The organism is Pseudothauera hydrothermalis, assembly GCF_003345255.1.
Lineage (GTDB): Bacteria > Pseudomonadota > Gammaproteobacteria > Burkholderiales > Rhodocyclaceae > Pseudothauera > Pseudothauera hydrothermalis.
On sequence record NZ_CP029331.1, the window covers coordinates 1,157,625 to 1,175,297 of the forward strand.

The following is a 17,673-nucleotide window of genomic DNA, read 5'->3' on the forward strand; positions in this document are numbered from 1 at the left end:
AATGTGGTACTTCACCTGGATGCTGGGCATCGGCTTCGCCGTTCTGCTGGCGATCCTCGACGTGCTGTGGATGGAGAATGAAGATGGACGGCGTAACAGCCTGCGGGCACGACGGGAAGGCGATGACACCTGAGGCCGAACGGGAGGTGGCGGCGGTTGGGCAGGTCAAGCCGCTGGCCATCGCCATGGCGCTGGCGATCACGCTCGGCGTCACCCTCTACCCGCATGCGCTGGCCGGCCCCGACGGCGCGGCCGACCACTGGGCGGCCATGGCTGCCTTCTGGGCGATGAGCGCCGGCTATGTGAGCGGCGTCGGCTTCCGGCCGCAGCGCCTGGTGTTCCGCCTGATCTTCTCGGGCTGGACCTGCCTGGCGGCCTTGCTCCTGGCCGGTGCCCGCATGGCCTGGCTGTGGGGGTAGGACGATGTACTTCCGCATCATCGAGGACAGCCGCTCCAGCGCCGTGGGCTACCTGCTGGCCGATGCCGGGCGGCAGTCCGCGGTGGCGATCGACCCGCCGCCCGGCCAGGAGGCGCTGATCTGCGCACTGCTCGACGAGTGCGGCCTGCGCCTGCAGCACGTGGCGCGGACCCATGTCCACCGGCCGGATCATGCCGGTTGCGCGGGCCTGTGCAGCCGCACCGGCGCCTCCTGCGTTGCCGGTGTCGAAGCCGGCCTTGCGGACGCTGCGCGAAAGCTGGTGCATGGCGACACGCTGGTGTTCGGTGACGAGGTGCTGCATGTGCTCGCCACCCCCGGACATACCCCGGGCTGCATCAGCTTCCGCTGGCGGGACCGGCTGTTCTGCGGCGACGTGTTCGACGTAGGCGGGTGCGCCGTCGGCAACAGCGAATCCGACCCAGCGCTGCTCTACGACAGCCTGACGCAACGCATCTTCACCTTGCCCGACGAGACGCTGGTGTTTCCGTCCCATCGCTCCAAGGGGCGGACCGTGTCGACCGTGGCCGACGAACGGCGCCGCCACGCCCGGGTGATCGGTGGTTCGCGCGAAGGCTTCCTGACCGAGATGGCCTTCCGCCGGGTCGTCCATCCACGTTTGACGCAGGCCCTGAACGCTGCGGGGGATGAGCCCCGCGCAGGCAAGGGCGGGCTCGAGCGATGAGTCTATAAGCATATAAGCGTACGGTGATATACTGACGCAGAAACATCATTCGGCCAGGCGGCAAGGGGTCGCTTCGCCGGTACACGGAGGAGGCGAGGATGAGCTCTCAAGAACACGAAAACCGGTTGCTGCAGAGTCTGGCGCGTGCGCCGCTCGATCGGCGAACCTTCCTGACCCTGGGTGCCGCCGGCGCGGGCAGCCTGATGCTGGGCGCCAAGCCGGCCCGGGCGGCCGAACGGGTCAAGACGGCGGCGCACATCGTCATTGCCGGCGCGGGCGCTGCCGGGCTGGCGACCGCGTCGCGGCTGGCCGCGCGTCTCGATGGCGCGAAGATCACCCTCATCGATGCGCGCAAGCCGCATTTCTACCAGCCCGGCTTCACCCTGGTGGCGGCGGGCATCAAGCCGGCCGACTACGTGGTGTCGACCACTGCCGAATACGTGCCGGGCGGTGTCGAGCTGATCGAGGAGGCCGTGGCCGAGTTCGATCCCGAGGGCAAGCGGGTGGTCACGGCCAGCGGGCGGGCGGTGTCTTACGACTACCTGGTGGTGGCCACCGGCCTCAAACTCGATTACGAAGCCATCGAAGGCATGGATGTTGCGCTGATCGGCCAGAACGGCCTGGGCAGCATTTACCATAGCCCGCAGGCTGCAGCCGCCACCTGGGGTGCGCTGTCGCAGTTTGCCGACCGTGGCGGGGTAGGGGTGTTCAGCCGCCCGGCCACCGAGATGAAATGTGCGGGCGCGCCGCTCAAATACACTTTCATCACCGACGACCACCTGCGCCGGCGCGGCAACCGCGGCAAGGCAGAGCTCATCTACAACGCCCACAACAAGACCTTGTTCAGCGTGCCCATCGTGCATGAGAAGGTGCGCATGCTGTTCCGTGATCGCGGCATCAAGACCCACTACGACCGGGTGCTGACCCGCATCGAGCCGGCTCGCCGTGTAGCCACTTTCAGCACGCCGGACGGCCTGGTCGAGCAGCCCTACGACTTCATCAACGTGATTCCGCCCATGCGCGCACCGGATGCGGTACGCAACAGTCCATTGCCGTGGCAACAGGGGCCTTGGGTTGCGGAAGGGTGGTTAGAAGTGGAGCGCAGCAATCTGCGCCACAAACGCTACCCGGAGATTTTTGCCGTGGGTGACATCGCCGGCGTGCCCAAAGGTAAAACCGCGGCCAGCGTAAAGTGGCAGGTGCCGGTGGCGGTAGACCACCTGGTGGCAGACATCGCCGGGCGGCAGAGCGATGCGGTTTATGAGGGCTACACCTCCTGCCCGCTGATTACCCGTCTGGGGCGGGCGATGTTGATCGAATTCGATTACGAGAACAACCTTACTCCCTCGTTTCCCGGCGTGGTGGCACCGCTGGAAGAGCTGTGGGTGAGCTGGGTGATGAAGACCATGGCGCTCAAGCCCACCTATATCAGCATGCTGCGCGGTCGCGCCTGAGGAGGAAATAACCCATGAAAGAACTCGACCCGTTGGTTTTTCTGGCCGTATTCCAGGAAATGCTAGGCCCCTTGCTGTGGGTGTTGGTGTTGCTGGCGGTGGGCGGTATCGCCGCATTCTTCGCGGTGCTGGTGAAGGAGCGCCGCATCGTCAGTCAGCGTCTGGTGCGCGCCGAGCTTCTGGGCCTGGTTGGCGGCGTGCTGTCGCTGGTGCTGATGGCCAAGGTGTCCTCGTCGGGCTTCACCGACGCGGGCGGGCCGGCCGACTGGTTTTTGATCGCGTTGGTGTTCGGCGTCGGTCTCGCCGGCACCACCATCCTGGTCTATGCGTTGGCCGGCTGGCGTGATCTGCTAAGCAGTTCGCGCTGAAAAGCGCTGCGGAGCCGACTTCAGTCGGCTCCGCGAACCGCGTCTGCCCAGCAATTGGGCGTCTCGAACAGGCGCACCCGCTCCAGTCGCAGGTTGTTGCCGTAAATGTCGCGATACAGCGGATCGAGAATTTCGAAGGCAAGCCGGGCAAGGTTCTCGGCCGTGGGGATGACGTCCAGCACCACGGTCTTATGGCCCGGAATGCGGGCCAGCAGGTCGACCACCACGGTGTCGCCGCGATAGACCAAAAAAGCGTGATCCCACAGATCCACCAAATGCTGCTTGGCAATGGTCTTCACATCGGCAAAATCCATCACCATGCCGTTGACCGGTTGACCGGCCGCGTCGATGATGCGTCCTGAAAGCGTCACCTCGATTGCGTAGCGGTGGCCGTGTAGATGACGGCACTGGCTTGCATGGTCAGGAATTCGATGTCCGGCGTCGAACTCCAGTCGGCGGGTGATACGCATGATCAATCTCGGTGGTGTCGGCGATAAAGGGCGCGGATTATACACTGCATGTCGATTCACCGCTGACCGTTTTCCCTTCCACCACAATGACTTCCAGAAAGATCGAGCTGAGCGTTCGCAACCATGACCGCGATCTCGCGGGCATGACCTACGTGTACCCGGTGCTGTCCCGTCGGGCCGGAGGGGTGTCGGTGGGGGTGAACCTCAACCCCAATAACGCCTGCAACTGGCACTGTGTTTACTGTCAGGTGCCGAACCTCGTTCGCGGTGCTGCGCCACCCATCGACCTGGCGCGGCTGGAAATGGAGCTCGATGGCTTTCTGGCTGCGCTGGTCATCGGCGACTGGCTGCTGCGCAATGCGCCGGAAGGCGCGCGCGAAGTGCGCGACATCGCGCTCTCCGGCAACGGTGAGCCGACCAGCGCGGCGGCCTTTCCGGAGGTGGTCGAACTCATCCATCGCCTGCGGCAAAAGTACGGTCTGACCCGGGTGCCGCTGCGGCTGATTACCAACGGCAGCCTGCTTGGCCGGGAGCGTGTGCGGGCCGGCATCGCGCGCATGGGCGAGATCGGCGGCGAAGTATGGTTCAAAATCGATGCCGGACGACCCGAGGATATCGAACGCATCAACGGTGTGCGTATGCCGGTCGCCCGCGTGGTGCGTAACCTGGCCGCCTGTGCGCAGTTGTGTCCGACCTGGGTGCAAACCTGTGTGTTCCGCTGGGACGGTGTGGGGCCGGATGCCCAAGCGCTTGCCGCCTATCTGGACGTGCTCGAACGCGCGGGCTGTCAGCGTCTGCGCGGGGTAATGCTCTACGGTGTGGCACGCCCGTCCATGCAGCCAGAGGCGCCACGCGTCAGCCCGGTGAGCGTGGCAGAACTCGAAGCCGTGGCCGAAGCCATCAGAAAAAAAGGGCTGACCGTAACGGTCAGCCCCTGATGCAGCTAGCTGCGCCCAGAGCGGCTTCGTAACGTTCAGCTGCGCTCCTTGCGCTTGGCGCGGGCTTCCTTTTTGAGCGACTTGAACAACTCGGGATTGGTGGTCTTGAGGTATTCGGCCACCTCCACGTCTTCTTTCTTAACCTTGTTGATATCGATTTGCTCAATATGTACCAGACGCAGCAATGCTTGAACCGGGCGCGGAATGTTGCGGCCGCTCTCATAGCGCGAGCCGCCACTTTGCGTGACACCAATCTTGGACCAGAACTGCGATTGGTTCATGCCGAGCTTACGGCGGATTTCACGGACATCGATGTTGTCGAGGCTTTTCATTGTCTCTGTTCCTGTCGAGTAATGTCGGGTGCGTGGTCAGACACTTCCGACGGGTTACGGTTCCATACAACTTAAGTTGTATGATAGTTGCAGTATAGATCAGCATGTTCGGAACATACAACCACGATAAGAACATAATCCGTGTTAACCGCAATCAATAGCCGCGCCCTTGCTGGATTCTGTGTGAATGACCAAAGTTGTAACCCGATGTGATTAGGCGGCAGCGGGTTTTCGTTGTGCCCGCATGGGCAAACGCGCATCGCGCAGGTCGATTGCTTGTTGAGCGTCGATCGGCCGCGAAAAGCCGGGGCGAACTGCCCATTCATGCGCACTTCCGCTAGAATTGCCGCTTTTATCCCCAGGCACTGGATACGACGATGGCACTGATAGTTCAGAAATACGGCGGTACCTCGGTGGGCAGCCCAGAGCGGATCAAGAACGTCGCCAAGCGGGTGGCGAAATTCCACGCCCAAGGGCACCAAGTGGTCGTCGTGGTGTCGGCAATGAGCGGTGAGACCAACCGCCTGATTGCGTTGGCCAAGGAGGTTGCCGCCAAACCCGATCCGCGCGAGCTGGACGTGGTGGTGTCGACCGGCGAGCAGGTCACCATCGGCCTGCTGTGTATGGCGCTGCACGACCTCGGCCTGAAGGCCAAAAGTTACACCGGTGCGCAGGTGCGCATTCTGACCGACTCGGCTCACACCAAGGCGCGGATTCTGAACATCGACGAAGCGCCCATCCGGCGTGACCTCGAAGATGGCATGATCGTCGTGGTGGCCGGTTTCCAGGGGGTGGATGAGCACGGCAATATCACCACCCTGGGGCGGGGCGGCTCTGATACGACCGGCGTGGCGCTGGCTGCGGCGCTCAAAGCCGACGAGTGCCAGATTTATACCGACGTGGATGGCGTCTACACCACCGACCCGCGCATCGTGCCGGAAGCGCGCAAACTCGACACCATCACCTTCGAGGAAATGCTGGAAATGGCCAGTCTGGGTTCCAAGGTGCTGCAGATCCGCTCGGTCGAGTTCGCGGGCAAGTACAAAGTCAAGCTGCGCGTCCTGTCCAGCTTTCAAGAAGAAGGCGAGGGCACGCTCATCACTGTTGAGGAAGAAAGGAACATGGAACAACCCGTCATTTCCGGCATCGCCTTCAATCGCGACGAAGCCAAGATCACCGTTCTGGGCGTGCCCGACAAGCCCGGTATTGCCTACCAGATTCTCGGTCCGGTGGCCGATGCCAACATCGATGTCGATATGATCATCCAGAACGTCAGCCACGACGGCACCACGGACTTTTCCTTCACCGTGTCGCGCGGTGACCTGGACAAAGCGGTCGGCATCCTTGAAAGCGTCAAGACCCATATCGGCGCTCGTGCGGTCGAAAGCGACAAAAACGCCGCCAAAGTGTCGGTCGTCGGCGTCGGCATGCGCTCGCATCCGGGCGTGGCCTCCAAAATGTTCCGCACGCTGGCCGAAGAAGGCATCAATATCCAGATGATTTCCACCTCTGAAATCAAAATTTCGGTGGTGATCGAAGAGAAGTATCTGGAGCTTGCGGTGCGTGTGCTGCACAAAGCATTTGGCCTAGACGCCGCCTGAACGCGAGAAAATTGACCGCGAGAGGCTAAGTTGCTATAGTCTCGCCCTTCTGACGGAGACGTGGCCGAGAGGTCGAAGGCACTCCCCTGCTAAGGGAGCATACCGGCTAAAACCGGTATCGAGGGTTCGAATCCCTCCGTCTCCGCCATACCTGCTAAAGAGCCATATTTTCAAGTCAATTCAACGACTTATGAAGTATGGCTTTTTCTTATATACCACATCGAGTTACCACTACCCCCTCAGCGGTGGATCGTGGCTCCGAGTTGCGGCGTCCAGCACAGTTCCCCGACAGCCGGAACACGGACGTACAGAGATGTCCCCAAAAAACTGGCCAGAGGGATAAGTGATAGCCTTGCTTTCGTAACCGACCGCGGCAGCGGTCTTGAGAGGGAGCAAGAGCATGGCAAGAAGGAAACGGCGGAACCACTCGCCGGCATTCAAGGCGCAGGTAGCCCTGGCGGCGATGAAAGGGGACCGGACGCTGGCCGAGTTGGCCCAGCAGTACGACATCCATCCGAACTAGATCACGGACTGGAAGACGCAGCTCCTGGAGCGGGCGGCCCAGGTCTTCGACGGGCCGAAGCCCGAGCCGGGGCCGGATCTCAAGGAATTGCACGCCAAGATCGGGCAGCTGACCTTGGAGAACGATTTTTTAGAAAGTGCGCTCGTCAAGGCGGGACGACTGAGCGCAAGGCGATGATTGACCGCACCCACGACCTGCCGGTGATCCGGCAATGCGAGATGCTGGCCCTGCCGCGCTCGACGGCCTACTACCGGCCTGCGCCGGAATCGGCCGAGAACCTGGCGCTGATGCGCAAGATTGACCAACTGCATCTGGAATTTCCGTTTGCCGGCGCCCGCATACTGCGCGACCTGCTGAAACAGGAGGGCATCCGGGCAGGCAGAAAACGGATTGCCCGGCTCATGGCCAAAATGGGCATCGAAGCGCTCTACCGGAAACCCAATACCAGCCAGAAGGGGCCGGGGCACAAGATCTACCCCTACCTGCTGCGGGGTCTCACCATCGACCGGCCGAACCAGGTCTGGGCGGCGGACATCACCTACATTCCGATGCGCCGGGGTTTCGTCTATCTGGTGGCCGTGGTCGATTGGTTCAGCCGCAAGGTGCTGAGTTGGCGGGTGTCGAACACGCTGACCACGGATTTCTGCCTGGATGCGGTCAGGGAGGCGATCCACCGTTATGGCGTGCCAGAGATATTCAATACCGACCAGGGTAGCCAATTTACCAGCACCGACTTCACGACGTTGCTCAAGGAGAACGGGATCAGGATCAGCATGGACGGCAAGGGCTGCTGGCGCGACAACGTCTTTGTCGAGCGCTTGTGGCGGACGGTCCAGTACGAGGAGGTCTATCTGTACGCCTACGACAGTGTCAGCGAAGCGAAAGCGGGACTGGCGAAATACTTCGCGCTGTACAACACCCGCCGGCCGCACAGCTGTTTCGGCGGCATACCGCCGGACCAGACCTATTTTGGCAACCTGCCGGAACTCAGGACGGCAGCATGAGTTATCATCGGTTACCCACCGCGCCGCTCGCCTCCCGCCATAAAAGGGCGGGCGGCGGCGCCGTGGATAACCGGCATCCGCAAGGCTCCACTTATCTCCGCCCAATTTCTGTCCAATCAAACGGGGCCACCTCTCTTCGCGCTGGACGTAAATAGCGCCTTGAATGTTGCAGTTATTGCTGACTTGCTGGCGTCAAGCAGAGGACCAACATACTTGGCGACCTCTTCCGCAACAGCATGCCCGCTCTCATCAGCGATCCTCTCGCCAAGCTTCTTCAGTGATGCTTTCAGGACGCCCTTGAAAGTCTTGTCCGGTGCGCCTGCCTTGACCAGTGCATCGAGTGTCGCTGACTTCTGTGATTCCGAGAGTTGGGCCTCAATGAGAGCCACCATCGCATCGAGTGTCAGTGTGACGAGACTTGGAGAGAAGGATCCGTCGGTCACGTGACCCATCTCTTTCAGCTTCGCCCGGATGTGATCAGACAACAATGGATTCTCGATCTCGAGCGCGAACGATTCACCTCGCTTTTGCATGATCGGCGCCCGAAGCAGAATGCGCACGTCTTCATCCAGTTCCTGTGCCGTTCGAGTCCGCAGTTCTTGGTCGTAGATAAGTCGTCTAGCCTTCGTCCTCGTGATCTTTAGATTCGAGACTAACTCATAGACGCTGGGTCTATCGGACACAGCGCCGATCTGCGCAAGGAGACGCAGGATGAGCAGCTCGACCTCCGTCTTTGGGAGTGCGCCAAAGGCAGGGTGCAGGTACGCAGCGAGGAAAGTGTCAACCGCGTCTTTCGTCTTCTGACTTCCAGCTTTGGCGGTGATTGCAGCGATATCCACGTGGGCTTCCTTTGTGACGGCTAACGTCGAAGCTCAGGGGCGCGCCGCTTGCGGCGCGTCCCCCTGGAGCGAAGCGTTAGCCGATATCGCCGACACGAGCGGAAATTTTTCCGGGTGGCGGATCGACTCGACGGACAGATCGACATCCAGTAGCGGCCAATACAAATGATCCTGGGCGGGCCATTCAATAGTGGTCAATTGCTCGATCGTAGCCTGCCGGAACCAAGGAAATTCCACGAATGGCACCAACAACTCCTCGTCATCGAGAAGCAGCCAGAAGCCGTTTTTTGAAACATGGGTGACTTCAGCCACCGAAGTGTTTGTGCCAGGCATTGATGATCTCCTGATGATGTCTGGCGATGACACGTTCTGCCTCCGCCAGCTCGCGCTCGGACAGGCCAGTGTGGGTGGCCAGCGCGACGCCAGGCTCAAGCCAGAACTTGGCCTCGCCATGCGGGTGCGCCACATGGATGTGCATTCTCGGCTCTTCGCGCGAAAAGAAGAAGAGCCGGAAGGGGCCATCGCGGACAACTGTTGGTGCCATGTAGTGTTCAGCGGCTAACGTCCAAGCTCAGGGGCGCGCCGCTTGCGGCGCGTCCCCTGGAGCGCAGGGTTGGGCAGGAACAAACACATACTCGACGATGCTTTCCGCAGCAGGTGCGGCAACTCCGTCCTCGCGTAGGCCCTCGAGGTGAAACTGGATGGCCGAAAGCAGCTCGGTTTCGGTTTCCTCCACGGTCGCCCCGGTTGCGACACAGCCGGGCAAATCGGGCACATAACCAGAAAAATTATTGCCTGCCCTTTCAATCACGATTGCATAGCGCATAGATTTACCCTTTCAGTCCTGCCTGCTTGAGAATGCTGTTGAGTGTTCCGGCTGCCAAATCATCACTCGGTTTCCCTGCAACGGTGACACGCCCAGGTTTGGATGGATGCTTGAACTGGCGGTGACTTCCCCGAGTCGCCACCAGGAACCAGCCATCGTTGCGGAGCATGAGCAACACGTCACCGACTTTCATGAGCCGAGTATGCCATGTTCAGCGCTCATATTGCCCAACGTTCAAGCTCAGGGGCGCTGCGCGGCTTTATCGCGCAGCGTCCGTGTGGACTGCCGGGTTGGGGGTCACTTGCGCTGAGGGATTGAATCCATGCTGTCCAGCCACGGCGTACCCGATAGCTCAGGTTGCGCCTCAAGGAGGGTAATTTCGGCACCGGTATTAGCTCTGATAGAACGCACGATGTCGAGGAAGGTTTTCTCCGTCCACTCTTCCGGGGTGCCTACCATTGCATACGCCATATCTCGGCTGATCTGAAATAGCCCACCCTCTTGCTTTGTAAATACGGCGTAAAGGTTGAGGTGGTAGCAGGGCAATCGCACCTACTTATCATACGCATAACAGATAAGCCGTTTACGATCATGCACTTAGGCACCCCCTGTTCACAGCGTCATATTTTGTGTAGCTTACTGTCTTTTTGGGGATCCCATGAAGGCAGTAAGCATCATGCCGCTGACGCAGGTGTTCGTCTCGGTTTCCGACCCGCGCAGCAAGCGCCACACACGCCACGACCTGTCCGAACTGCTCACGGTCGCGGTGTGTGCAGTGCTCTCGGGCGTGGACGACTTCGTCGACATCGAGTTGTGGGCCAAGGCCAAGATCGATTGGCTGCGAGGGTTCATGAAGCTTGAGCATGGCATCCCTTCGCACGACACGATCGGGCGCGTGTTCGGCCTGATTGAGCCTGACGAGTTCGAGGCGGCGTTTCGGCGCTGGGTCGGCATGGTCGTGCCGGTGCTGGCCGAAGACACGGTCGTTGCGATCGACGGCAAGAGCAGCCGAAGAACGGCAAGCAAGGGCAAGACCCCTGCAAGTGCCCTGCACATGGTCAGCGCGTTCGCCGCCGGGATGGGCGTGGTGTTGGGCCAGAGGGCCACGGCCGAGAAATCCAACGAGATCACCGCCATTCCCGAGTTGCTCTCGAAGCTCGCCCTGGAAGGCTGCGTGGTGACGATCGACGCGATGGGCACACAGGCGAAGATTGCGCGCACGATCCGCGAACGCGGCGCCCACTACGTGCTGTGCGTGAAGGACAACCACCCGAAGTTGCTCGACTCGATCCGCTTTGCCGGCGTCGCGGATCCACGGGGACCGCTCACGCCGGCCTCGACGCATGAAACCACGAATCTTGGCCATGGACGCACGGAGATCCGCCGCTGCGTTGCGTACGACGCCACCGATCGGCTCTACAAGGGCGAAGAGTGGAAGGACGTCGCGAGCTTCGCCTTGATCGAGCGGGTGCGCACTGTCGGCAACAAAACCAGCACCGAGCGTGCCTACTACCTGAGCAGCCTGCCCGCGGACGCCGAGCGCATCGCCAAAGCAGTTCGCAGCCACTGGGAGGTGGAGAATCGGCTTCACTGGTGTCTGGATGTGCAGTTCAACGAGGATCAGTCCCGGGTGCGCAGCGGTTACGCGGCCAACAACTTGGCTGTTGTTCGCCACATCGTGATGAACCTGCTGCGGCTGAACACGACCCGTAAGGCGAGCATCAAGTCCAAGCGCATGCTGGCTGCCACTATTGACGAATTTCGGGCCGAGTTGCTCGGAGTTATGACATGAAGGTGCGATTGCCCTGGAGGTGGTAGCCGTCCTTGTATTGGAACAGGCATGCGTTCAGGTTCAGATTATTGCCTCTTTTGAATTTTGAGTGGGTAATGCGGGATCCGGGGTGCCGGGCCCTTGGGGTCAAGGGCGGGCGCAGCCCGGCGCAGCGAACCCTTGACGCCAAGGGCCCGGCGGTACGCTGGTTCATGGCTGGATGCAGCGCAGTTGTGCATCCAGCCATGAAGACAAGCGCGGCGGTGTGAGGTCGCAGCATCGGGTAGGATCGCCGCGCGTGTTGAATCTGCAGGGATGACAAGCAATGCATGCGAAGCTGTTCGAGGCCGCACTGGGCATCACCGATCCGTGGCGCGTGGCCGGGGTCGATTTCGACGCCGCCAAGAAGGTGCTCACAATCACGGTCGATTTCGTCGCGGGCAGCCGCTTCGCGGTGCCGGGCGTGGCCGGGGCGCATCCGGTGCATGACACGGTGAGCAAGCGCTACCGGCACCTGAACTTCTTCCAGCACGAGTGCTACCTCGAAGTGCGGGTGCCGCGCGTGCGCCTGCCCGACGGCGGCATCCGCCAGGTCGAGCCGGATTGGGCAGGCAAGCTCGCCGGCTTCACGCTGCTGTTCGAGGCGCTCGTCCTGGCGCTGTGCCGTGAGATGCCCTTTGCTGCGCTGGCCCGCGTGGTGGGGCTGTCCTGGCACCGCATGGCCGCCATCTGCAAGCGCTACGTCGAGCTGGCGCTCGATCAGGCCGACTTCTCCGAGGTCAAGCGCCTGGCCGCCGATGAGACCTCGCGCGCACGCGGCCACGATTACATCACCCTGGTCGCCGATGCCGACGCGCGCCGCGTGCTGTTCGTCACCGAAGGGCGCGATGCTGCCACGATTGAGGCCTTCGCTGACGATCTGAGGGCCCACGGCGGCGACCCCCAAGCCATCGAGTCGATCTCGATCGACATGTCGCCGGCCTTTATTAAGGGAGTCACGGAGAATCTGCCCAACGCCACCATCACCTTCGACAAGTTTCACGTCATCGCCCACGCCAGCGCGGCCGTCGACAAGATGCGCCGCATCGAGCAGCGCACCGACCCGTCTCTCAAGGGGATGCGCTGGAAGCTGCTCAAGGATCTGAACGCGCTCGAGCCGGCCGCGCGCGCCGAGCTCAACGAGTTCATCGCGCAGGTGGCCACCAAGCGCACCGCGCGCGCCTGGCTCTACAAGGAGCAACTGCGCGAGATCCTCGATCGCAAGCAGGTCAACGTCGTGCGCGCCATGCTCTGGCAGTGGACTGTCAACGTCATGCGCTCCAAGGTCGAGCCGATGAAGGCGGTGGCCAAGATGATCCGCAAGCACCTCGAAGGCATCGTCGCCTGGACCCGCACCCGCCAGACCAACGGCTTCCTGGAGGCCATCAACGGCCTCTTCCAGGCCGCCAAGCGCAAGGCCCGCGGATACGGGAGCTTCTCCACCATCCGCACCGTCGTGTTCCTGCTCGCCGGCAAGCTGGACTTCGGAAAACTCAATCGGCATGCCGCCTGACCCACTCGTTTTTCAAAAGAACCAGATTATTGCTCCCAGACACGCGCCGCTCTGCCTTTGCGGTCCAGACTGCTCCTTCACATGTGGCCATACGAAACCCCAATGACCCGGCCCCTCCTGCAAGAGCGGCAAGCTTATTAACCCGGCAATCAAATAGCTAATTTACTGAGCGTAGCGAACGTGCTCATGGCTGAAATACGACCGCACACGATCTGGCATCGCAGCGATGCGTTCCATGCATGTACGCGCAGCCTCAAGCAGTGCTGCGGCCGTCTTGGCAATCGGTCCGGTACGGATCGCCGTTTTCAGGTCCCGGTTCAGGTACTCGTCAGGGTTGAGCTCCGGCGCATACGGCGGCAGGTAAAACAGTTCGATCTTCTCGGTGTTCTCCGCAACCCACTCGCGGACACGGTTGGCGCGATGCACACGCAGGTTGTCGACGATCAGGAACACCTTGCGCTGCGCGTCCTGAATCAGACCCTTCAAGAACACGATGAAGCGCTCGGCATCGATGGCCCCCTCGAAGAACGAGAAGCGCACCAAGCCCTGGTTGGTGATCGCAGAGATCATCGATGCCGATCCATGGCGACCGGCTGGCAGTCGAAGCTCAGGAGTGAGCCCCGCCATGGAGTAGCCGCGCACCCAGTTCGTGTCTTGGCGAATGGCGGTCTCGTCACCCCAGTAGATCTCGGCATGCTCAGTCTTGGCGCGGGCAACGATCTTCGGGTACTCGTCCTCCAGCCACGCCTTGAGCCGGGCCGGGTCCTGTTCGAGCGCGCGCTTGACCGGTCGCTGCGGTGTAAAGCCCCAGCGCCGAAGGTACTCACCGACCGTACGGATGGGCATGTCGATGCCAAAGAGCTGCTCGATGGCGAGCATGACCGCGCGACGGTTCCACAGCGCAAACTCGAGCTTGAGCTGGGCGGGGTTGGAGCCGATGATCTTCAATCGCAGTTGCTCTTCTTGAACCAGCGTCAGCGTGCGACCCGAGCCATGCCGCCGACCACGTTGCAGGGCAATCGCACCTACTTATCATACGCATAACAGATAAGCCGTTTACGATCATGCACTTAGGCACCCCCTGTTCACAGCGTCATATTTTGTGTAGCTTACTGTCTTTTTGGGGATCCCATGAAGGCAGTAAGCATCATGCCGCTGACGCAGGTGTTCGTCTCGGTTTCCGACCCGCGCAGCAAGCGCCACACACGCCACGACCTGTCCGAACTGCTCACGGTCGCGGTGTGTGCAGTGCTCTCGGGCGTGGACGACTTCGTCGACATCGAGTTGTGGGCCAAGGCCAAGATCGATTGGCTGCGAGGGTTCATGAAGCTTGAGCATGGCATCCCTTCGCACGACACGATCGGGCGCGTGTTCGGCCTGATTGAGCCTGACGAGTTCGAGGCGGCGTTTCGGCGCTGGGTCGGCATGGTCGTGCCGGTGCTGGCCGAAGACACGGTCGTTGCGATCGACGGCAAGAGCAGCCGAAGAACGGCAAGCAAGGGCAAGACCCCTGCAAGTGCCCTGCACATGGTCAGCGCGTTCGCCGCCGGGATGGGCGTGGTGTTGGGCCAGAGGGCCACGGCCGAGAAATCCAACGAGATCACCGCCATTCCCGAGTTGCTCTCGAAGCTCGCCCTGGAAGGCTGCGTGGTGACGATCGACGCGATGGGCACACAGGCGAAGATTGCGCGCACGATCCGCGAACGCGGCGCCCACTACGTGCTGTGCGTGAAGGACAACCACCCGAAGTTGCTCGACTCGATCCGCTTTGCCGGCGTCGCGGATCCACGGGGACCGCTCACGCCGGCCTCGACGCATGAAACCACGAATCTTGGCCATGGACGCACGGAGATCCGCCGCTGCGTTGCGTACGACGCCACCGATCGGCTCTACAAGGGCGAAGAGTGGAAGGACGTCGCGAGCTTCGCCTTGATCGAGCGGGTGCGCACTGTCGGCAACAAAACCAGCACCGAGCGTGCCTACTACCTGAGCAGCCTGCCCGCGGACGCCGAGCGCATCGCCAAAGCAGTTCGCAGCCACTGGGAGGTGGAGAATCGGCTTCACTGGTGTCTGGATGTGCAGTTCAACGAGGATCAGTCCCGGGTGCGCAGCGGTTACGCGGCCAACAACTTGGCTGTTGTTCGCCACATCGTGATGAACCTGCTGCGGCTGAACACGACCCGTAAGGCGAGCATCAAGTCCAAGCGCATGCTGGCTGCCACTATTGACGAATTTCGGGCCGAGTTGCTCGGAGTTATGACATGAAGGTGCGATTGCCCTGGCCAATGGCTGGAGCGGTATATTCTCCAGAAAGTCAAAGCCGTTTATGCGCAGGTTGGCTCAGAGGTCACTGGAGAATTGCGATTCGAGTACCTCATCAACCCTCAGATCATCCTGCCTAACGGCGACGATTTTGAACTTGATATTTTGGCTGCAATAGGATCGTCTATCTACTGGATCGAAGCCAAGTCAGGTGACTACCAGCAGCACGTAGCCAAGTATTCCAAGTTTGCTCGACTTCTTGGACTTGACTTCGACCATTCGTTCATGGTCCTGACAGATGTACCTGACAGTCGTTGTGACGCGCTCTCATCGCTGTTCTCAATGACCGTTTGTACCCTGCGGACGTTCGAGGAGAGGTTGCTGGTAGTTGCGCGAAACGACACTGCCCAACAAAGCGCTCCAGCGGACGGGCTTGCGCCCGCCGCTGAGCGCTGACGTTATTAACCCGGCAATCAAATAGATTCTGATATAATCCGGGCATGGAAAAGATCGACGCCCGCAAGCTTCCGCCCGAAGCCCTGGAACACATTCGCCGCCAGGCATTTGTGCTGCGCAAACGGGGTTACACGTGGGCGCACATCGCTGAGGTCTGCGGGGTGCACGTTGGCACTGTATTGAAATGGGCGCGGCGCGCGCAAGCGTCGGGTATCGATGCGGTCATCAAGGGCGGGCAACGTGGTCCAGGGCAATCGCACCTTCATGTCATAACTCCGAGCAACTCGGCCCGAAATTCGTCAATAGTGGCAGCCAGCATGCGCTTGGACTTGATGCTCGCCTTACGGGTCGTGTTCAGCCGCAGCAGGTTCATCACGATGTGGCGAACAACAGCCAAGTTGTTGGCCGCGTAACCGCTGCGCACCCGGGACTGATCCTCGTTGAACTGCACATCCAGACACCAGTGAAGCCGATTCTCCACCTCCCAGTGGCTGCGAACTGCTTTGGCGATGCGCTCGGCGTCCGCGGGCAGGCTGCTCAGGTAGTAGGCACGCTCGGTGCTGGTTTTGTTGCCGACAGTGCGCACCCGCTCGATCAAGGCGAAGCTCGCGACGTCCTTCCACTCTTCGCCCTTGTAGAGCCGATCGGTGGCGTCGTACGCAACGCAGCGGCGGATCTCCGTGCGTCCATGGCCAAGATTCGTGGTTTCATGCGTCGAGGCCGGCGTGAGCGGTCCCCGTGGATCCGCGACGCCGGCAAAGCGGATCGAGTCGAGCAACTTCGGGTGGTTGTCCTTCACGCACAGCACGTAGTGGGCGCCGCGTTCGCGGATCGTGCGCGCAATCTTCGCCTGTGTGCCCATCGCGTCGATCGTCACCACGCAGCCTTCCAGGGCGAGCTTCGAGAGCAACTCGGGAATGGCGGTGATCTCGTTGGATTTCTCGGCCGTGGCCCTCTGGCCCAACACCACGCCCATCCCGGCGGCGAACGCGCTGACCATGTGCAGGGCACTTGCAGGGGTCTTGCCCTTGCTTGCCGTTCTTCGGCTGCTCTTGCCGTCGATCGCAACGACCGTGTCTTCGGCCAGCACCGGCACGACCATGCCGACCCAGCGCCGAAACGCCGCCTCGAACTCGTCAGGCTCAATCAGGCCGAACACGCGCCCGATCGTGTCGTGCGAAGGGATGCCATGCTCAAGCTTCATGAACCCTCGCAGCCAATCGATCTTGGCCTTGGCCCACAACTCGATGTCGACGAAGTCGTCCACGCCCGAGAGCACTGCACACACCGCGACCGTGAGCAGTTCGGACAGGTCGTGGCGTGTGTGGCGCTTGCTGCGCGGGTCGGAAACCGAGACGAACACCTGCGTCAGCGGCATGATGCTTACTGCCTTCATGGGATCCCCAAAAAGACAGTAAGCTACACAAAATATGACGCTGTGAACAGGGGGTGCCTAAGTGCATGATCGTAAACGGCTTATCTGTTATGCGTATGATAAGTAGGTGCGATTGCCCTGGTAGGGTTAGGCAGTTACTTTGCAACAGATAAAAATGCCTTGATATACGCGCCTGGAATAAAGAAAACTTCCTCTCCTGCTTTGCCACTAATCTTGAAACGAATACTGGAATCTTGGTTCTTCGCCAGATACTCACGTGAGACATTCAAGCCCACGTGTTCGTAGTGGGAACACCCATAACGGTTACATGAGCCGACATCGCGAGAAATAAGAGTTGTTTTCAGACTGTTCCCGTTGGAGTCATAAGCGGAATTGTAGAAGCGCCAATCGCCATTGTAGTAATCCATTACGTAGATTTGATAACCAACGTCTTCAGTTCCGTCTATCTTCCATGCTCGAATGAACAGTTTATCAAAAACATTATCTGCGGCATTGGGCCCCTCGTACTTTGTGACTTTTTTGAAATCGTCGCGCTGGACGCTTATTGCGCCTGCAACCGCTTGAGAATCGTTAAGGTTAACTCTGGGTGCTGGCGCAATACAGGCAGAGAGAGCAATGGCGGTCGCTACGAATACAAGACCAGCAGGGCAATCGCACCTACTTATCATACGCATAACAGATAAGCCGTTTACGATCATGCACTTAGGCACCCCCTGTTCACAGCGTCATATTTTGTGTAGCTTACTGTCTTTTTGGGGA

General features: G+C 60.7%; 21 protein-coding genes, 1 tRNA gene and 2 pseudogenes. 14 read left to right on the forward strand and 10 right to left on the reverse strand.

Annotated elements, in window-relative coordinates; translation table 11 throughout:
• The first annotated feature begins 1 nt into the window (after position 1).
• From cydX to DIE29_RS05645, 5 genes are all read left to right on the forward strand, one after another.
• The gene (cydX, locus tag DIE29_RS05625; RefSeq protein ID WP_114649440.1) at positions 2 to 133 is read left to right on the forward strand and encodes a cytochrome bd-I oxidase subunit CydX; all 132 of its coding nucleotides are present in this window, start codon (positions 2 to 4) and stop codon (positions 131 to 133) included.
• On the forward strand, positions 84 to 419 hold the full coding sequence (locus DIE29_RS05630; protein ID WP_237269517.1) for a cyd operon YbgE family protein: 336 nt from the start codon (positions 84 to 86) through the stop codon (positions 417 to 419). Before cydX ends, DIE29_RS05630 begins: the two co-directional genes overlap by 50 nt.
• A gap of 4 nt (positions 420 to 423) precedes the next feature.
• Positions 424 to 1,122: an MBL fold metallo-hydrolase gene (locus DIE29_RS05635; protein ID WP_205409784.1), complete on the forward strand. Its 699-nt coding sequence runs from the start codon at positions 424 to 426 to the stop codon at positions 1,120 to 1,122.
• Positions 1,123 to 1,220: 98 nt separating this feature from the next.
• A complete protein-coding gene (locus DIE29_RS05640) occupies positions 1,221 to 2,576 on the forward strand; it encodes an NAD(P)/FAD-dependent oxidoreductase (RefSeq protein ID WP_114649442.1) in 1,356 nt (451 codons plus the stop codon).
• A 14-nt stretch (positions 2,577 to 2,590) separates the two neighbouring features.
• On the forward strand, positions 2,591 to 2,944 hold the full coding sequence (locus DIE29_RS05645; protein WP_102042005.1) for a DUF5368 domain-containing protein: 354 nt from the start codon (positions 2,591 to 2,593) through the stop codon (positions 2,942 to 2,944).
• Between the two features lie 20 nt (positions 2,945 to 2,964).
• On the opposite strand, the gene queD is transcribed toward DIE29_RS05645, so the two are convergent.
• Positions 2,965 to 3,414, reverse strand: coding sequence for a 6-carboxytetrahydropterin synthase QueD (gene queD / locus DIE29_RS05650; protein ID WP_102042004.1), 450 nt, complete (start codon positions 3,412 to 3,414; stop codon positions 2,965 to 2,967).
• Positions 3,415 to 3,500: 86 nt separating this feature from the next.
• Between queD and DIE29_RS05655 the strand changes: the two genes are divergently transcribed.
• Positions 3,501 to 4,352 (forward strand): radical SAM protein, encoded by an 852-nt coding sequence (locus tag DIE29_RS05655; RefSeq protein WP_114649443.1) that lies wholly within the window; start codon positions 3,501 to 3,503, stop codon positions 4,350 to 4,352.
• Between the two features lie 35 nt (positions 4,353 to 4,387).
• On the opposite strand, the gene DIE29_RS05660 is transcribed toward DIE29_RS05655, so the two are convergent.
• Entirely contained in the window at positions 4,388 to 4,684 is a 297-nt protein-coding gene (locus tag DIE29_RS05660) for a helix-turn-helix domain-containing protein (protein ID WP_114649444.1), read from the reverse strand.
• A gap of 377 nt (positions 4,685 to 5,061) precedes the next feature.
• Here DIE29_RS05660 and DIE29_RS05665 point away from each other — a divergent pair, with 377 nt between their 5' ends.
• The 3 genes and pseudogenes from DIE29_RS05665 to DIE29_RS05675 all read left to right on the forward strand — a co-directional run bounded on the left by DIE29_RS05665 (position 5,062) and on the right by DIE29_RS05675 (position 7,812).
• Positions 5,062 to 6,285, forward strand: a complete 1,224-nt coding sequence (locus DIE29_RS05665) for an aspartate kinase (protein WP_102042001.1) — start codon at positions 5,062 to 5,064, stop codon at positions 6,283 to 6,285.
• Between the two features lie 54 nt (positions 6,286 to 6,339).
• Positions 6,340 to 6,433 (forward strand) — tRNA-Ser (locus DIE29_RS05670).
• A 252-nt stretch (positions 6,434 to 6,685) separates the two neighbouring features.
• Positions 6,686 to 7,812: pseudogene (locus tag DIE29_RS05675) on the forward strand (IS3 family transposase).
• Between the two features lie 116 nt (positions 7,813 to 7,928).
• On the opposite strand, the gene DIE29_RS05680 reads toward DIE29_RS05675, so the two are convergent.
• From DIE29_RS05680 to DIE29_RS14980, 5 genes are read right to left on the reverse strand one after another with little or no spacing between them, the layout of a single operon-like run.
• On the reverse strand, positions 7,929 to 8,651 hold the full coding sequence (locus DIE29_RS05680; protein WP_108080272.1) for a hypothetical protein: 723 nt from the start codon (positions 8,649 to 8,651) through the stop codon (positions 7,929 to 7,931).
• A gap of 33 nt (positions 8,652 to 8,684) precedes the next feature.
• Positions 8,685 to 8,963, reverse strand: coding sequence for a DUF2442 domain-containing protein (locus DIE29_RS05685; RefSeq protein ID WP_205409785.1), 279 nt, complete (start codon positions 8,961 to 8,963; stop codon positions 8,685 to 8,687).
• A complete protein-coding gene (locus DIE29_RS05690; protein ID WP_108080261.1) occupies positions 8,956 to 9,195 on the reverse strand; it encodes a DUF4160 domain-containing protein in 240 nt (79 codons plus the stop codon). The genes DIE29_RS05685 and DIE29_RS05690 overlap by 8 nt, the downstream gene beginning before the upstream one ends.
• A gap of 27 nt (positions 9,196 to 9,222) precedes the next feature.
• A complete protein-coding gene (locus tag DIE29_RS05695; protein ID WP_108080271.1) occupies positions 9,223 to 9,477 on the reverse strand; it encodes a type II toxin-antitoxin system HicB family antitoxin in 255 nt (84 codons plus the stop codon).
• Between the two features lie 4 nt (positions 9,478 to 9,481).
• The gene (locus DIE29_RS14980; RefSeq protein ID WP_108080270.1) at positions 9,482 to 9,670 is read right to left on the reverse strand and encodes a type II toxin-antitoxin system HicA family toxin; all 189 of its coding nucleotides are present in this window, start codon (positions 9,668 to 9,670) and stop codon (positions 9,482 to 9,484) included.
• A gap of 465 nt (positions 9,671 to 10,135) precedes the next feature.
• On the opposite strand from DIE29_RS14980, the gene DIE29_RS05710 reads away from it, so the two are divergent.
• Both DIE29_RS05710 and DIE29_RS05715 read left to right on the forward strand, forming a co-directional pair.
• Complete coding sequence (locus DIE29_RS05710) at positions 10,136 to 11,269, forward strand: ISAs1 family transposase (RefSeq protein ID WP_102040763.1); 1,134 nt, start codon at positions 10,136 to 10,138, stop codon at positions 11,267 to 11,269.
• A gap of 304 nt (positions 11,270 to 11,573) precedes the next feature.
• Positions 11,574 to 12,800 carry an ISL3 family transposase gene (locus tag DIE29_RS05715; RefSeq protein ID WP_108080269.1) on the forward strand — a complete coding sequence of 409 codons (1,227 nt, stop codon included), beginning with the start codon at positions 11,574 to 11,576 and terminating at the stop codon, positions 12,798 to 12,800.
• Positions 12,801 to 12,962: 162 nt separating this feature from the next.
• Here the strand turns inward: DIE29_RS05715 and DIE29_RS05720 are convergent, their stop codons facing one another.
• Positions 12,963 to 13,820, reverse strand: a complete 858-nt coding sequence (locus DIE29_RS05720) for an IS630 family transposase (protein ID WP_335740056.1) — start codon at positions 13,818 to 13,820, stop codon at positions 12,963 to 12,965.
• Positions 13,821 to 13,931: 111 nt separating this feature from the next.
• Between DIE29_RS05720 and DIE29_RS05725 the strand changes: the two genes are divergently transcribed.
• The 3 genes and pseudogenes from DIE29_RS05725 to DIE29_RS14790 all read left to right on the forward strand — a co-directional run.
• Positions 13,932 to 15,065, forward strand: a complete 1,134-nt coding sequence (locus tag DIE29_RS05725; RefSeq protein WP_102040763.1) for an ISAs1 family transposase — start codon at positions 13,932 to 13,934, stop codon at positions 15,063 to 15,065.
• A 93-nt stretch (positions 15,066 to 15,158) separates the two neighbouring features.
• Positions 15,159 to 15,518 carry a hypothetical protein gene (locus DIE29_RS05730; protein WP_205409786.1) on the forward strand — a complete coding sequence of 120 codons (360 nt, stop codon included), beginning with the start codon at positions 15,159 to 15,161 and terminating at the stop codon, positions 15,516 to 15,518.
• 44 nt (positions 15,519 to 15,562) lie between these two features.
• Positions 15,563 to 15,706, forward strand: a pseudogene (locus tag DIE29_RS14790) (helix-turn-helix domain-containing protein); the annotation flags it as partial.
• A 74-nt stretch (positions 15,707 to 15,780) separates the two neighbouring features.
• On the opposite strand, the gene DIE29_RS05740 reads toward DIE29_RS14790, so the two are convergent.
• Together DIE29_RS05740 and DIE29_RS14555 are read right to left on the reverse strand one after the other, a co-directional pair.
• A complete protein-coding gene (locus DIE29_RS05740) occupies positions 15,781 to 16,914 on the reverse strand; it encodes an ISAs1 family transposase (protein ID WP_102040763.1) in 1,134 nt (377 codons plus the stop codon).
• 134 nt (positions 16,915 to 17,048) lie between these two features.
• Entirely contained in the window at positions 17,049 to 17,612 is a 564-nt protein-coding gene (locus DIE29_RS14555) for a hypothetical protein (RefSeq protein WP_162860593.1), read from the reverse strand.
• Between the last annotated feature and the right edge of the window lie 61 nt (positions 17,613 to 17,673).